The 14,400-nt window shown below is 62.2% G+C and carries 15 protein-coding genes; all 15 read left to right on the top strand.

All coding sequences use genetic code 11. The features are described 5' to 3' along the window. The first annotated feature begins 42 nt into the window (after positions 1-42). Positions 43-501, top strand: a complete 459-nt coding sequence (hsp20-GI, locus tag QMX80_RS02530; RefSeq protein ID WP_049591586.1) for a small heat shock protein sHSP20-GI — start codon at positions 43-45, stop codon at positions 499-501. Positions 502-523: 22 nt separating this feature from the next. Continuing rightward, positions 524-1,438: a heat resistance protein YfdX1 gene (gene yfdX1, locus QMX80_RS02525; protein WP_049592136.1), complete on the top strand. Its 915-nt coding sequence runs from the start codon at positions 524-526 to the stop codon at positions 1,436-1,438. A gap of 102 nt (positions 1,439-1,540) precedes the next feature. Then, on the top strand, positions 1,541-2,428 hold the full coding sequence (yfdX2, locus tag QMX80_RS02520) for a heat resistance protein YfdX2 (RefSeq protein WP_049591587.1): 888 nt from the start codon (positions 1,541-1,543) through the stop codon (positions 2,426-2,428). Positions 2,429-2,525: 97 nt separating this feature from the next. Beyond that, a complete protein-coding gene (gene hdeD-GI / locus QMX80_RS02515; RefSeq protein ID WP_049591588.1) occupies positions 2,526-3,137 on the top strand; it encodes a heat resistance membrane protein HdeD-GI in 612 nt (203 codons plus the stop codon). Positions 3,138-3,216: 79 nt separating this feature from the next. After that, positions 3,217-4,362: a hypothetical protein gene (locus QMX80_RS02510; protein ID WP_049591589.1), complete on the top strand. Its 1,146-nt coding sequence runs from the start codon at positions 3,217-3,219 to the stop codon at positions 4,360-4,362. Continuing rightward, positions 4,352-4,792 carry a heat resistance system thioredoxin Trx-GI gene (trx-GI, locus tag QMX80_RS02505; RefSeq protein ID WP_049591590.1) on the top strand — a complete coding sequence of 147 codons (441 nt, stop codon included), beginning with the start codon at positions 4,352-4,354 and terminating at the stop codon, positions 4,790-4,792. The genes QMX80_RS02510 and trx-GI overlap by 11 nt, the downstream gene beginning before the upstream one ends. A 3-nt stretch (positions 4,793-4,795) precedes the next feature. Beyond that, the gene (kefB-GI, locus tag QMX80_RS02500) at positions 4,796-6,511 is read left to right on the top strand and encodes a heat resistance system K+/H+ antiporter KefB-GI (RefSeq protein ID WP_049591591.1); all 1,716 of its coding nucleotides are present in this window, start codon (positions 4,796-4,798) and stop codon (positions 6,509-6,511) included. Continuing rightward, complete coding sequence (gene psiE-GI, locus QMX80_RS02495) at positions 6,508-7,005, top strand: heat resistance protein PsiE-GI (RefSeq protein WP_031329106.1); 498 nt, start codon at positions 6,508-6,510, stop codon at positions 7,003-7,005. Before kefB-GI ends, psiE-GI begins: the two co-directional genes overlap by 4 nt. Continuing rightward, positions 6,983-7,948 carry a zinc metalloprotease HtpX gene (locus QMX80_RS02490; RefSeq protein WP_016451627.1) on the top strand — a complete coding sequence of 322 codons (966 nt, stop codon included), beginning with the start codon at positions 6,983-6,985 and terminating at the stop codon, positions 7,946-7,948. Before psiE-GI ends, QMX80_RS02490 begins: the two co-directional genes overlap by 23 nt. A gap of 24 nt (positions 7,949-7,972) precedes the next feature. Continuing rightward, positions 7,973-9,124 carry a trypsin-like peptidase domain-containing protein gene (locus QMX80_RS02485; RefSeq protein ID WP_004265443.1) on the top strand — a complete coding sequence of 384 codons (1,152 nt, stop codon included), beginning with the start codon at positions 7,973-7,975 and terminating at the stop codon, positions 9,122-9,124. A gap of 232 nt (positions 9,125-9,356) precedes the next feature. Beyond that, on the top strand, positions 9,357-10,265 hold the full coding sequence (locus tag QMX80_RS02480) for a LysR family transcriptional regulator (protein ID WP_003141085.1): 909 nt from the start codon (positions 9,357-9,359) through the stop codon (positions 10,263-10,265). A 266-nt stretch (positions 10,266-10,531) separates the two neighbouring features. Beyond that, on the top strand, positions 10,532-11,407 hold the full coding sequence (rimK, locus tag QMX80_RS02475; RefSeq protein WP_057505333.1) for a 30S ribosomal protein S6--L-glutamate ligase: 876 nt from the start codon (positions 10,532-10,534) through the stop codon (positions 11,405-11,407). Between the two features lie 213 nt (positions 11,408-11,620). After that, a complete protein-coding gene (locus QMX80_RS02470) occupies positions 11,621-12,088 on the top strand; it encodes a hypothetical protein (protein WP_057505332.1) in 468 nt (155 codons plus the stop codon). 188 nt (positions 12,089-12,276) lie between these two features. Continuing rightward, complete coding sequence (locus QMX80_RS02465) at positions 12,277-12,954, top strand: response regulator transcription factor (protein ID WP_054667261.1); 678 nt, start codon at positions 12,277-12,279, stop codon at positions 12,952-12,954. Further along, a complete protein-coding gene (locus QMX80_RS02460) occupies positions 12,947-14,284 on the top strand; it encodes a HAMP domain-containing sensor histidine kinase (RefSeq protein ID WP_282275045.1) in 1,338 nt (445 codons plus the stop codon). Before QMX80_RS02465 ends, QMX80_RS02460 begins: the two co-directional genes overlap by 8 nt. Positions 14,285-14,400 lie beyond the last annotated feature (116 nt).

The following is a 14,400-nucleotide window of genomic DNA, read 5'->3' as shown; positions in this document are numbered from 1 at the left end:
GTGCGTCATCCAATTCGCCGGCATTGTTCAAGGAGAACCGATATGTCTGCATTGACTCCGTGGGACCCCTTCCGGGAACTGGATGAATTGCAAAACCGCCTGGCGACGATGTTCGGACGAATACCCCAGCGACAGGGCGCCCGTACCGGCAACGAAGCCATGACCACGGCGGACTGGGCACCAATGGCGGACATCAGCGAGGATGAGAACGCATTCCTCCTCAAGCTGGATCTGCCGGAGGTCCCCAAGGATGCCGTGCGCGTCAGCGCGGAAAACGGTGTGCTCACCATCAGCGGCGAGCGCAAACTGGAAAAAGAGGAGCAGGGCAAGAAGTTCCACCGCATCGAACGTGCGTATGGCCGCTTTGTGCGCAGCTTTGTCTTGCCTGACAACGTTGATCCGACCAAGGTGACGGCTTCCATGAAAGACGGCGTGCTGGAAGTGCGGCTTGTCAAGGCCGAGCAAGCCAAACCGAAACAGATTGAAATCTCAGTCAGCTAACCTTTATTAGGAGCCCATGATCATGAATATCAAACAGCCACAATACACCTTCTCCGCACTTGCCCTGGCGGTCGTCGTCGGACTGAGCGGACCGGCTCAGGCCCAATCGGCGGCAGGTTCTAGCCCAGGTGCTGCAGCACCCTCTGCCGCATCCAAGGCAGCGCAGCCACAGGTAGATGACAAGGCCGCCCGGGAAGCCGAAAAAAAGCGTGCTGAGCTCACTCAGGACGCCATCACGGCGCTCACCAAGACCCAGGAGGCTTTGACACTCCTTGATGCAAAGAAGACCAAGGAGGCGCTCGCTGCGCTGGAACTGGCCAGCGGAAAGCTGGAACTGGTATTGGCACGCGACGCCAAACTTGCTTTGGCGCCGGTCGATGTACGCGTCATCACCCACGATATCCACGCCAACGTGGAATCGGTGAAGAAGGCGGTCAAGTTGTCTCGGGAGTTGTTGGGTGATGGCGAGGTGCAAAAGGCCCGGCCCATCGTCGCCAATCTGGCCAGCGAAATCGTGATCGAAACCGGCAACCTGCCGATGGCAACGTACCCGGCAGCGATGAAGTCGGCCGCACGGCTCATCGACAGCGGCAAGATCGACGACGCCAAGGCGGAACTCGCCCGAGCACTGAACACGCTGGTGGTGACCTCGGTCGCCTTTCCTCTGCCCGTGCTACGGGCTGAAGCCGCGATGGCAAAAGCTGAAAAGCTGGCCGAGACCGACAAGCGCGATGCCAAGCAGAACGAGGAGCTCAGCACCTTGCTGTCGTCCGTGCGCACGGAGATCGAGATGGCGCAGATCCTGGGTTATGGCAAGAAGGCGGATTTCAAACCCATCTTCGATCATGTGAAGTCCATTGAGCAAAAGTCGGCTGGTGGCAAAAGCGGCAAGGGATGGTTCGACGAGTTGAAGACGCGCCTCCAAAAGCTGTTTTGAGATGATGAAGGGGCCGACTGTTCGGTCGGTCAGTCTCGCGATGTTCGCAGTCAGCCCCAATAGATTCGCCTATTTTCACTAACTCACACGAGGCATATCACCATGAATGAGCAAACATCGAATCCCAATGCGACGAACAAAGAAATAAACGAACAGGCCGCGGTAAGCAGCCTTCCTGTCAGTCCAGAGGCCAAGGCTGAAGTCGTCACGGAGGTACAGCCTGAGGTTCAGAAGGAAACGGACTCGCAGGCGGCAGACAAACGTAAACAAGTCCTCGATGAGGCAGTCTCGGCCTTGTCGCTGACCAAATCAGCGCTGGCCGCACTTGACGGCAAGGACGCTGCACGCGCATTGGCAACGCTGGCCGAAGTGACGGGAAAGCTGGAGCTGATCGTTGCGCGCGAACCCACGCTCGCCCTGGCCCCCGTTGATGTGCGCACCATCGTGCACGACTTGTTCGCCAACACGGAAACCATTGAGGCGATGACCGACGAGGCGCTGGATGCCCTCAAACATGGCGAGGTGCAACGGGCACGTCACGTGCTGGCTTTGCTGGCCAGTGAAATCGTGATCGCGGTCACCAACATCCCTCTGGCGTCCTATCCCGCAGCCGTGAAGTCAGTCGTGCCGCTGATCGATCAGGGCAAGATCGAAGAAGCCAAAGCCGCGCTGCAGTCAGCGCTCAGCACGCTGGTCGAGGAGCGCAGCGTGCTTCCGCTGCCCGTCCTGCGTGCGAAGCTGCTCCTGAAGCGCGCCGAGACCTTGGTAGAAGATGGTCAGCGGAGCGAAGCGTCCAATGAGCGCCTGGAGACATTATTGAACGAAGCGCGGCAGCAGTTGGAAATGGCAGAACTGCTGGGCTATGGAAAGAAGAAGGACTTTGAGCCCCTGTATGCTGAACTCAAGAAAGTCAAGCAAAAGACGGCTGGGGGAGGCGGCGGAAAAGGCTGGCTCGATGAAATCAAGGCAAAACTGTCCAAGTTGTTCTGAAACCGCTGGATAGGGCCTAAGAGGGGCGCGTCGCGCCCCTCTCTTGTCCCATGAGTGTTTGATTTTTTATTTTGTATAGGTCTTTAGGAGATATTGCATGAACACAGACACCATCGCTAATTCCAATGCGGATGACCCCACCAAAGCACTGTGTTCGCTGAGCCAAAATTGGTGGCTTTTTGTGCTGCGCGGTGTCTTGGCATTGATTTTTGCAGCCCTTGCGTTCTGGATGCCACAATCGGCTCTGTTGGCCATGACCATCATGTTCGGCGCATTTTCCTTGGTCAATGGCGCTTTCAACTTGGTTGCAGCGGTGCGCCATATCCAGAAAAAAGAGCGCTGGGGCTGGCTGCTGTTCAGCGGCATTGTCGGCATACTTACGGGCGTCGTCGTCCTGGTTGCTCCTTGGGTCGCCACGATAGTCTTGGCTTCTTTTTTATGGGCTAGCGTGGGCTTCTGGGCGATTTTCACCGGTGTGCTGGAGATATCCGCCGCCGTTCGGCTGCGTCAAGAAATCAAGGGTGAAATTTGGCTTGCCTTCAGTGGACTGCTCTCGATTGTCCTTGGCGCTATCGTCTTGTGGATATTTTTTTCCCGTCCGGTCGAGTCATTCCTGGCCGCAGGCTGGCTGTTGGGCTTCTATGCGGCAGTCTATGGTGTCACGCTTTTGTTCTTGAGTTGGCGTCTTCGCAAAACGCGCCAGGTATAAGAGCGGGTCAAACTAAATTCTATGGATATGAGCATCCTCGATTCATACCTCCATAGAAATGACATCGAAGGAGTCATACATGCAGATGCAATATAGCTATCGAGCTATCGACAAAGAGTTTCATGAACCTTGGCAGAGAGCTTTGGGAAATGTGATCGAGCACGCCCTCAAGCCATTGCTCGACAAACACACTAAACATTCAGTGCGACTTCAAATCGTCCTTGATCGCGACAAGATCAAGCGGCAATTTCTGGCCAGTGGCTATATGCACCTGCCCGGCAAAAAGATTGTCAGCGTTACTGCATCACATGACGAGCTGACGCCCCTCGCGCAGATGCTCGCACAGTCGTTGTTCCGTCAGGCCAAGAAGCATTTTGACCGACTGCATGCTCAGGATCAAATCAAGCGCAAAGCACGACGCGAGCGCTTGCGCGAGCTCAAGGTGCGGATTGCCGCAAAACCCGCATCAGCCGCCCATGAGGGCGAGGTGACCCGAATGCCTCTACTGTCGAAACTTGAGGCTGTCGCAAGGCGTGAGCTGGCTTATCTGCGGGCCGTCGGCGATTTACCGCGCGATTATCCGACGCTGCGCGACGTGGTGGATGAAGCGATTGTCCGAGCTGAGGTGGAATGGCAATCCGTGGCGGGGGAAAAAGAGGCTTACACCGGTCTTTTGAAGCATCTGTTCGCCGTCCTGGATAACGAAGTGGCAAGCAGCCGGCAATTTGGCGAATTCGTTTCTCTGGACGCGCCGGTCGAACCGGATGCCCAAGACGTCGCCGAGGCCATGGTGGAAGAGGAAATCTTCGAATTTTATCAGCCCGATGACACACTCAAGCTGGCCGATATGTTCGCTGGCAGTCAGCATCCCGATGCCGCAACGATCGCGGAACAGGAGGAGCTGATTGATCGGTCGAGCGAGTTCGCTTTTGCATTCGACCTGCTGAAGGACATGCCGCGTTTGTGGCGGCGCATTTTTCTGCTTATCCGTGTGGACGGGCTGGATGCCAGCAGCGTCTCTGAAATCCTGCTGATTCCTAGTAAGGAAGATACTGTCCAAAGGTGGCTCATGCAGGCCGAAGCGTTCATCGCTGCTCATTTGGAAGAGGCCGGAGTAAGCAAAGACGGGAACGATTGGCTCCAAGGCGTTGATTGGTCGGCATTGTCTGTGACCCGAAGCGCGGCAGCCTCACTGTGGTCCAAGGAGGCGAACCATGAAGAATGATCTTCACCTCGTCTGTCCGCATTGCCAGTCCATCAACCGCGTACCGACTGCGAAGCTATCGGAACATCCCAACTGCGGCCGCTGCCAGCAGCCCTTGTTCACGGGCGAGCCCATCGAGTTGACCACGGCGACGTTCTCGCGCCACGTGGAGCGCAGCGATTTGCCGCTGCTGGTCGATTTCTGGGCGCCATGGTGCGGGCCGTGCAAGATGATGGCCCCGCAGTTCCAGCAAGCGGCGCACCAGCTCGAACCCAGGATCCGGCTGGCGAAGGTGAATACCGAGGCTGAGCCCCACCTGGCCGCGCAGTTCGGTATCCGCAGCATCCCGACACTGGCCCTGTTCCAGGGGGGACGTGAGATCGCCCGTCAGGCCGGCGCCATGGGCGTGCAGGACATCGTGCGCTGGGTATCGGCACAGCTTGGGCGCTGACCGATGCAGGGCCTGCTGGGCGTTACGCTGAGTCTGCTGGCGGCGTGCAGTCTGGCGGCTGTGGTGACGGCTGCGCTCAGAGTGCCCGCCTTGCTGGGTTACCTCGCCGTCGGCGCCTTACTGGGCCCCTCAGTCACCGGCGTGATCGCGCCGGGAGAAGCGCTTGATTTTCTGTCCGAGCTGGGAGTGGCGCTGCTGCTGTTCATGGTCGGACTGGAATTCTCCCTCGGGCACTTTTGGCTCACTCGCAAGACCGTACTGGTGGCTGGCAGTTTGCAGATGGTCGTTGTGGCCGCACCTCTGACCCTGATGCTGATGGGTTTGGGGCAGCCAGCTCAGAGCGCTGCGCTGCTCGGCACTGCGGCGGCCATGTCGTCCACGGCGCTGGTCAGCCGACAACTGGCCGACCAAGGCGAGCTCACCACCCGCCACGGCCGCAGTGTCATCGCCGTGCTGGTCTTTCAGGATCTGGCCAGCGTGCCCCTGCTGGCCTTGCTGGCGATCTGGGCGCGCGGCGAGTCGCCGAAGGTCGAGAGCATGCTGCTCGAAGTGTTGGGCGTGCTGGTGTTGTTCGCAGCAGCGGCGGTTGCTTCGCGCCGTCTGTTGCATGGCCTGCTGGGCTGGGTGGCTCGCCAAGGTCATGAGGAAGCGTTCATGCTCGCCTCCTTGTGTGTGGTCGTGGCCGCGGCCGCCGCTGCGCACGCCGTCGGCGTATCCGCCGCCCTGGGCGCGTTTCTGGCCGGGATGGTGCTGGGCGAGAGCGACGTCCGGCACCACATGGAAAACCACCTCAAACCGTTTCGCGATGTGTTGTCGGGGGTGTTCTTCGTGACTGTCGGCCTGCAGCTGGACGGAGCACAGATTCTTTCGGCACCGCTGACGGTGTTGGCGTGGCTGGCAGTGCTGGTACCGGTCAAGATCGGGCTCAACACCCTGGCCTTGCGGGCGACGCGCTTGTCCGCCCTCGATGCCTGGCGCACGGGCATAGCGTTGGGGCATGGCGGCGAGTTCGCCCTGCTGTTGTTGGGCATGGTCTTGCAGCAGCATCTGATCCCCGCGACCGTCGTACAACCCATGCTGGTCGCGCTGGTGCTCAGCATGGCCCTGGCACCGCTACTGATCCGCCATCACGATGTACTTGCCCGGTTCTTGAGCCGCACCGGCGGCGTCATTCAGCCACCCCAGGCTGAAGAAGTTGAGATCACCGCGCAGACAGCGCGATATCGAGACCATGTCATCGTTTGCGGCGCGGGCGAGCTTGGCCTGACAGTCAGCGAGATTCTTCGCCACGCCGGCGTGGCGCATCTGCTGCTGGAGGCGGACGCGCAGAAGGTCGAGGCCGCGCGTGCCGCCGGCGCGCCGGTGTTCCATGGCGATGCCAGTCGGCCCGATACCTTGCTGGCTGCCGGCTTGACGCATGCGCACATGGTGGTGCTGACGTTCGCCCATGCCCAGCAAGCGTTGCGCATCGCCCAGGCGATTGCCGAGCGCCGTCCGGCGCTGACCTTGTGGGTGTCATGCAGAAGTACGACCGCGGCCGATGCATTTCGCGCCATGCCCAACGTGCGCGTGTACCAGCAATCCTTTGCCGCAGCTATTGGGCTGGCGGAACAGGTGATGTCGACGCTTGGCATGTCGACCGAGCTGATTGAAGGACACATCAGCGCAATGCGCCGCCGTCTCGACAGCAGCCGTTTTCCAGGGAGTTCATCGTCATGAAATCAACACGCCTTAACCCATTTCAGGTCTTGCGCGACCAATTGGCCATCATGAGTTTTTACGAGCGCTTCGAGCAGGTCGTCGCGCTCGTGCTGTCGGCGGTGATTGCCGTCATCATCGTGGTGTCGCTGTTCCAGCTCATCTCCATCGTCTTCACGCTGCTGGTTCTCGATGCCTTCAATCCCCTGGATCACAAGGTATTCCAGAGTGTGTTCGGCATGATCATGACGCTCTTGATCGCGATGGAGTTCAAGCATTCCATCGTGCGCGTGGCGCTGCGTCGGGACAGCATCATCCAGGTCAAGACCGTGATCCTCATCGGCCTGATCGCGCTGGCGCGCAAGTTCGTGATCCTCGACCCCGAGGCGAGCCCTGGCAAGATCGCCGCGCTTGCAGGCGCCACGCTGGCGCTTGGTGCCACTTACTGGCTGCTGCGCGAGCGCGACGACCGCGCCGCCGAGACATCTGAGCATGACCCGTCATCATCCCAGTGACCCGCGCGCGGCGTTGTTGCAACACCGCTGGCTCAACCGCCTGCAGACCGGGCTGTTGGTCCTGACCCTGGTCGGGATCGCAGCCGCCGCAGGAAGCCTGCTGTTCGGGGAAAGCGACCTGTGGCTCGCGCTGTTTGCCGTTGCAGGCACGCTGCTGCTGGAACCGGCAGCCGCATCCGCCTTGACCTTGCGCCTATACCGCGCCCGGGCGCTGCACCCACACGAAGCCCCGGAAATTTGGGCCCTGTTGCACGAGCTGTCCGTCCGTGCCGGTTTGCCCGCAACGCCGGTGCCGCACTACGTGCCCAGTGCCGTCGTCAACGCCTTCGCCACCGGATCGAAGCAGGAGGCATCGATCGCCCTCACCGATGGCCTGCTGCGCCGCCTGAGCCCACGCGAGCTGGCGGGTGTGCTCGCGCACGAGATCGCGCACATCGCCAGTGAGGATCTGCGCGTCATGGGGCTGGCGGATTCCGTCAGTCGCTTCACGAGCCTACTGGCCCTTATGGGACAGATCGCGATCCTGCTGAGCCTGCCCGCGCTGCTGGTTGGCGCGGCGGAGGTCTATTGGCCTGGTTTATTGTTATTGGCCGCATCGCCCCAGCTGGCCCTGCTCGCACAGCTCGGCTTGTCTCGCGTGCGTGAGTTCGACGCTGACCGCCTCGCTGCGGAACTGACTGGCGACCCGCAGGGGCTTGCGTCCGCGCTGGCGAAAATCGAGCGGGTCAGCCGCTCCTGGCGCGCCTGGTTGTGGCCGGGATGGGGCAATCCCGAACCCTCCTGGTTGCGCACGCATCCGGCCACGCAAGAACGCATCTCACGCCTACTGACGTTGGCGCCTGGGCCAGCATCAGCGTTGCCACTCCACGCGCCCCATTTCTTGCCGGAATCCGCTTTGACGCCGCGCCCACCGCGCTGGCGCCCGAGCGGGCTGTGGCGCTGATTGCCTATCAACAGGAGACTTCTCATGGCCTACCCCGACCCGTACCAACGTCCCGCGCCGGACCACTTCGTCCGGCGCTGGCTCTTCATCACCGCCTGTATTGCCGCGCTCATGCTGCTGTGGCAGTTCCTGCCCGCCATCGAGGCCTGGTTCAGTCCGCGCGAGGCGGCAGAACGCACTGTGACGGCGCGTGGCGATCTGGCGGCGGACGAGAAAGCCACCATCGAACTGTTCGAGAAATCGCGCGCCTCGGTGGTCTACATCACTACCGCACAATTGGTACGCGATGTCTGGACGCGCAACGTCTTCTCCGTGCCGCGCGGCACTGGCTCGGGCTTCATCTGGGACGACGCCGGCCACGTCGTCACTAACTTCCACGTCATCCAGGGCGCGTCCGAAGCCACCGTCAAACTGGCCGACGGCCGCGACTACCAGGCCGCACTGGTGGGGACGAGCCCCGCGCACGACATCGCTGTGCTCAAGATCGGCGTCGGTTTCAAGCGCCCGCCGGCCGTGCCGGTCGGCACCAGTGCCGACCTCAAGGTGGGTCAGAAGGTGTTCGCTATCGGCAACCCCTTCGGCCTGGACTGGACGCTCACCACCGGCATCGTCTCCGCGCTCGACCGCTCGTTACCCGGAGAAGCGGGCGGCCCGGCCATCGATCACCTGATCCAGACCGACGCCGCCATCAACCCTGGCAACTCCGGTGGGCCGCTGCTCGATTCGGCAGGAAGGCTCATCGGCATCAACACGGCGATCTATAGCCCCTCCGGCGCCTCGGCCGGGATTGGTTTCGCCGTGCCGGTGGACACCGTCATGCGCGTAGTCCCGCAACTCATCAAGACCGGTAAGTACATCCGTCCGGCGCTGGGCATTGAGGTGGACGAACAGCTCAATCAGCGCCTGCTGGCGCTGACTGGAAGCAAGGGCGTGTTCGTGTTGCGTGTTACCCCTGGTTCGGCAGCGCACAAGGCCGGCCTCGCGGGTGTCGAAGTCACGCCGCAAGGCATCGTGCCGGGCGACCGCATCATCGATGTTGATGGCCAGGCGACGGACGATGTGGCCAAGCTGCTCGCGCGGCTAGACGACAGGAAGGTCGGCGATGTGGTGGTCTTGTCAGTGGAGCGGGCCGGCAAATCGCGCGAGGTGCGTGTGGAGCTGCAACCCGGGAATTGATTGAACTGAACCTGTGGATCAGGCGGTAGTGCAGCGTCGCGGCGATTGAGGTTCTCAGGTCTTCGGCCAGGTAGCGTTCCGCCTCAACCTCCGTAATTTTCGGATGCGATCTGCCTATCCGAATAGGCAAGCATGCAACGCCGGAACCTCTTGCCAATCATCGAAGGAGAAAGCGAGGCGCAATCCGCATGAGGTGGACGCAGGCCAGGAACGAGGCAAACAGGAGGCCGCATTGGAACTCAGACTACTGCGCTATTTCGTTGCGGTCGCGGAAGAACTGCATTTCGCGCGAGCGGCCGAGCGCCTTGGCGTAGAACAATCGCCTGTGTCGCGCGCAATGCGAAATCTCGAAGCCACGCTCGGCGTGCAGTTGTTCGACCGCAGCGCGCACCAGACGCGACTGACCTGGGCCGGTCAAGTGTTCCTCGGTGAGTGCCGGCGCGTGCTGGCCACCGTGGAGCAGGCGGTGAGTGCCGCAAAGGCGGCGGCGCAGGGCTATCAGGGTTATCTGCGCATCGCCATCTGCGACAGCTTGGCGCAGCCCCACATTGCCACCTTGCTGGCGCGCAGCCGCGAGGAAGAGCCCGAACTGGAGATTCGCGTCTTCGAGCTGCCTTTCGCGCAGCAGCTCAAGGGCCTGCACAACGATCTGCTGGACATCGGTTTTGCGCTGTCGGACGCGGTGAGCGAAGGCCTTGTCGCCGAGCCCGTGTGGACCGATCCTCTGTCGGTGATCGTGCCCGTGCGCCACCCCTTGTTGGCGCACGCGGAAGTGCCATTGGATGAAGCCTTGAAGTTTCCGTTGGTACTGTGCCATCCGGACGCGGGATCGGGCTGCCACCACCAGATCCAGGCGGTGCTTCAAGGTGCGTCCAAGCCGCTCAAGCTGGTAGATCAGGTGACGAGCCTAGGCGTGATGCTGACTCTGGTCGGTGCCGGTTATGGCCTAGGTTTCGCCATTGCCTCGCAGGTGCAGACCCTGAACCGCCCCGACATAACCGTTCGCCCCTTGGCCGGCACGCCGCCCATGCTGTCCACCTACCTGCTGCGCCGCAGCGCCGAACCCTCTGAGCCCATGAAGCGGTTTCTGCAGCGCGCCCGCGAGGAGTTCCTGCCAAAGGGAGATGAACCGGCCTCGTGACGTTGAGCGCTCGGGTACATTGGCTACTGCTGGCTGTCCATGGCTCGCACTGGACTTGCTCGGAGCGCGCGTTGACCAAGCGTGGTTTTTCAGTCCATAATTATGTCCATCTCGGTTCGCCGAGTGCGGAAAACTCGTTATCAATCAACGAGTTGGGAACACGATGATGTTCCCATCACCCGCTCCATCTTCCAGGTGCCGCGCAGGCACTGAGGCGTCAGGCAAGGGCAGGGCGTGATGTGCCCGCCTGTCTTCCAGGCCCTGCGATGAAGCTCGCCATTCTTTCCCGCAACAGCAAGCTCTACTCGACCCGCCGCCTGGTCGAAGCAGCGCGTGCGCGCGGCCATACGGTCCGCATCCTCGACCCGCTGCGCTGCTACATGCGCATCACCGCGGGCGATTTCAGCATGCATTACAAGGGCAGGCCGCTGACCGGCATCGACGCGGTGATCCCACGCATCGGCGCCTCCATCACCCGCTACGGCACCGCCGTGCTGCGCCAGTTCGAGATGATGGGCGCACGCACGCCCAATCCGTCCGATGCGATCCTGCGCGCGCGCGACAAACTGCGCGCGCACCAGATCCTTGCCGCCAAGGGCATCGACATGCCGGTGACGGTGTTCGGCGACAACCCGGACGACACCGACGACCTCCTGTCCATGTTGGGGGCGCCGCCGCACGTGGTGAAGCTCAGCGAAGGCACGCAGGGCCGGGGCGTGATCCTCACCGAGAAACTGAGCGCCTCGCGGGGGACGGTGGAGGCGCTGCGCGGCCTGTACGCCAATTTCCTGGTCCAGGAATTCATCGCCGAGGCGCAGGGGGCCGACCTGCGCTGCCTGGTCGTGGGCGACCAGGTGGTGGCGACCATGCGCCGCCAGGCCCAGGAGGGCGAGTTCCGCTCCAACCTGCATGCCGGTGGCAGCGCCGAGCCGGTGGCCTGCAGCAAGGCTGAACAGCAGGTCGCGGTGCGCTCGGCCAAGGCCCTGGGGCTGGGCATCGCCGGCGTGGACATGATCCGTTCCCGGCGCGGGCCGCTGGTGCTGGAGGTGAACTCCACCCCCGGGCTGGAAGGGATCGAGAGCGTATCCGGCGGCGACATCGCCGGCCGGATGATCGACTACGTGGCGAATCTGAAACGCTGAGCGGGTATTCCGAATTGCTTGCAAGGTTTTAACGGACCTTTAATTCCGGGGGTCATAGGCTTGTTCCACTGCGACCAGCCCTCCTCAGCGGGTCCGGTGATCGGGAATCTTCAGGCCCTGGCGTTCGTGCGCCAGGGCCTTGTTTTTTACCACTTGTTGACTTCGAAGCTGCGCGCTAGAGTCCAAAAGATAACCAGACAGGAAGTTGAACCGATGAACCGCAAGTTGCTTTACGCCGCCCTGATTGCCTTTCCGATGATGTCCGCGACCGCGGCACCTGCGGTGGAAAAGCCGCTGACGGAAGGAAAACCGTATGTGGAGCAGCGGCAGCGCATCATGAGCGATCTGCAGGGAGGAGAGATCTACAGCGAGATTAGCGCCGAGAATCGTGGCCGCGTGGTCGAAGCGCTGGGGCGCATCGACAGGCTGCTGGGGAATGGCGAGCACACCCACATTCCGGACAAGGACAAGATCGCGGTCTTCAATGATCAGGATCTGGTCAATACCCTCCTGACCCAAGCACGTGAAGACAGTCGCCTCATCTGTCGTCGTGAGCGCCCGGTGGGCAGCAACCGGCCGCAGAACATCTGTATCACTGTGGCCGCTCGTCGTCAGGCGCGCGAGGACGGAACGGATGTGTTGCGTCATCTCAAGCCATCGCAGGAACCGATCAGCAACTGAAGCATCGTCCCGCAAGGGGAGGGATTCATACATGCCGCGATCATCGTGAACGCGGCTGTGGATCGGCTGCCGGCATGGGCCGAACCGTGAATGAGAGGTGCGGTGCCCGCTCGGAGTGATGAGGGCTGGCAACCATCCTGCCCGTGAGCCGGATATGCTGAATCCTTCGGAAAAAGACAGAGGTCCCAGTGCGCATTCTTGTAATTGAAGACAACAGCGACATCGCGGCCAACCTGGGCGACTATCTCGAAGATCGCGGACACACGGTGGATTTCGCCGCCGATGGCGTGACCGGCCTGCATCTGGCGGTGGTGCACGATTTCGACGCGATCGTGCTCGACCTCAACCTGCCGGGCATGGACGGCATCGAGGTCTGCCGCAAGCTGCGCAACGACGCGCGCAAGCAGACGCCGGTGCTGATGCTCACCGCGCGCGACTCGCTGGACAACAAGCTCGCCGGTTTCGATTCCGGCGCCGACGACTATCTGATCAAGCCGTTCGCGCTGCAGGAAGTCGAGGTGCGGCTCAACGCGCTGTCGCGCCGCGGCAAGGGTGGCCACACCCGCGTGCTGGAAACCGGCGACCTGGAATACAACCTGGACACGCTGGAAGTGCGGCGCCAGGGCAAGCTGCTGCAGCTCAACCCGACCGCGCTGAAGATCCTGCAGGCGCTGATGGAGGCCTCGCCCGCAGTGGTCACCCGGCAGGAGCTGGAAACCCGCGTGTGGGGCGAGGAGTTGCCCGATTCGGATTCCCTGCGCGTGCACATCCACGGCCTGCGCGCCGTGGTGGACAAGCCGTTCAACGCGCCGATGATCCAGACCCGCCACGGCATCGGATACCGGATCGCCGCTCCCGATGCCTGAAAACGCGTCGCCTGCGGTCGTCCGCAAGCAGGGGCGCTACCGTCGCCGCCTGCGCAGCCGCATCATCGTCTCGTTCGTGCTGTTGGGCTTCTGCCTGACGGCGTTGTTCGCGTTCGCCACCAATTGGGCGCGGGTCCGCGTAGAGAATCAACTCGTCGAAGAGGTGATGAATCGGAACATCGACGAGTATGCAAAGCGGTATTCCCTCGACCCCAGCCGGAACGCGACCTGGCCGGTTAAGCAGATGTACGCACGCGCGGTGAAGCCCGATAAATTCGAGGCGCTGCGGGCCGAGGAGCCGGATTGGTACGAGTTCAAGGACGGCATCCACAATCTTTCAGGGGCCGATGAAGGCGGGCAGCGGTTCTCGTACAAATTGGCAGTAAGAAAAACACCGGAAGCATGGTTCTTCCTTGCCTACGATATGACCGACAGCATTCGCGGTGAGCAGCAACTCAAGCAGGCGCTGTTCCTGTCGGTTATTGTCTTCAGCGTGCTGTCTTGGATTTTGGGCTGGTGGTCGGCTTCGCGTGTAATGCGGCCGGTGTCGGATTTGGCCAAGCGCCTGCGCGCCTATCGCGGCGGCACAACACATCCCGAGCCTCTTGCGCCGCGTTTTCCCGATGATGAGGTGGGGCAGTTGGCCGAGGCGCTGGACGACTATTCGGCGCGCCTGACCGAAGTGGTGCAGCGTGACCGCGAATTCAACGCGGACGTGAGCCATGAGCTGCGCACGCCGCTGGCGGTCATCCGTGGTGCGACGGAACTGCTGCTTGCGCGCCCGGGCCTCGACGAAAAGATGCTGCAACGGCTGCAGCGCATCCAGCGCGCCGAGCAACAATGCAGCGACCTGATCGGCTCGCTGCTGCTGCTGTCGCGCAACGAACGCGGGCAGGGCAGCAGCAATGTCGCCAAGGTCGCCGAGCAGCTGCTTGAGGCGCATCGTGCCCAGCTTGGCGGCAAGCCGTTGGAACTGGTGCTCGAAGGCGGGCGCGACCTGGTCATCGATGCCCCGGAAGCGGCCCTGTCGGTGGCGCTGGGTAACCTGATCGGCAACGCGGTGAAGTACACGCAGGAAGGCCAGGTGCGGGTACGGGTGCTGGACGATGCGGTCGAGGTGATCGACACCGGCCCCGGGCTGAGCGAGAAGGATGCGGCCAGCCTGTTCCAGCGTGGTTACCGCGGTACCCACGCCGGCCATTCGCAGGGCGGCGGCATCGGCCTGTCCATCGTCAGCCGGCTGTGCGCACTCTATGGTTGGCAGGTCAGCATCCGCCCGGGCGACGAGCGTGGCGTGGTAGGCGCGCTGACCTTTACGCCCGCCGCCTGACCATGTAGAGCGGGGCAAAGCCCCGCTGGGGCCTGCCCGGGAAAGCCCCGCCCGGCGGTGGCCCGCGCGACAGAACAAGGGCCCCGTGTAGAGCGGGGGCAAACCCCCCGGGGGGG

The sequence above is a fragment of the Stenotrophomonas sp. PS02297 genome (assembly GCF_029959705.1).
In the GTDB taxonomy this organism is placed as follows: domain Bacteria; phylum Pseudomonadota; class Gammaproteobacteria; order Xanthomonadales; family Xanthomonadaceae; genus Stenotrophomonas; species Stenotrophomonas nitritireducens.
This window is presented reverse-complemented; position numbering and strand designations above follow the sequence as displayed.

Coding starts and splice junctions, on each gene's coding strand:
- hsp20-GI (WP_049591586.1), top strand. CDS start 43: ATGTCTGCATTGACTCCGTGGGACCCCTTCCGGGAACTGGATGAATTG.
- yfdX1 (WP_049592136.1), top strand. CDS start 524: ATGAATATCAAACAGCCACAATACACCTTCTCCGCACTTGCCCTGGCG.
- yfdX2 (WP_049591587.1), top strand. CDS start 1,541: ATGAATGAGCAAACATCGAATCCCAATGCGACGAACAAAGAAATAAAC.
- hdeD-GI (WP_049591588.1), top strand. CDS start 2,526: ATGAACACAGACACCATCGCTAATTCCAATGCGGATGACCCCACCAAA.
- QMX80_RS02510 (WP_049591589.1), top strand. CDS start 3,217: ATGCAGATGCAATATAGCTATCGAGCTATCGACAAAGAGTTTCATGAA.
- trx-GI (WP_049591590.1), top strand. CDS start 4,352: ATGAAGAATGATCTTCACCTCGTCTGTCCGCATTGCCAGTCCATCAAC.
- kefB-GI (WP_049591591.1), top strand. CDS start 4,796: ATGCAGGGCCTGCTGGGCGTTACGCTGAGTCTGCTGGCGGCGTGCAGT.
- psiE-GI (WP_031329106.1), top strand. CDS start 6,508: ATGAAATCAACACGCCTTAACCCATTTCAGGTCTTGCGCGACCAATTG.
- QMX80_RS02490 (WP_016451627.1), top strand. CDS start 6,983: ATGACCCGTCATCATCCCAGTGACCCGCGCGCGGCGTTGTTGCAACAC.
- QMX80_RS02485 (WP_004265443.1), top strand. CDS start 7,973: ATGGCCTACCCCGACCCGTACCAACGTCCCGCGCCGGACCACTTCGTC.
- rimK (WP_057505333.1), top strand. CDS start 10,532: ATGAAGCTCGCCATTCTTTCCCGCAACAGCAAGCTCTACTCGACCCGC.
- QMX80_RS02470 (WP_057505332.1), top strand. CDS start 11,621: ATGAACCGCAAGTTGCTTTACGCCGCCCTGATTGCCTTTCCGATGATG.
- QMX80_RS02460 (WP_282275045.1), top strand. CDS start 12,947: ATGCCTGAAAACGCGTCGCCTGCGGTCGTCCGCAAGCAGGGGCGCTAC.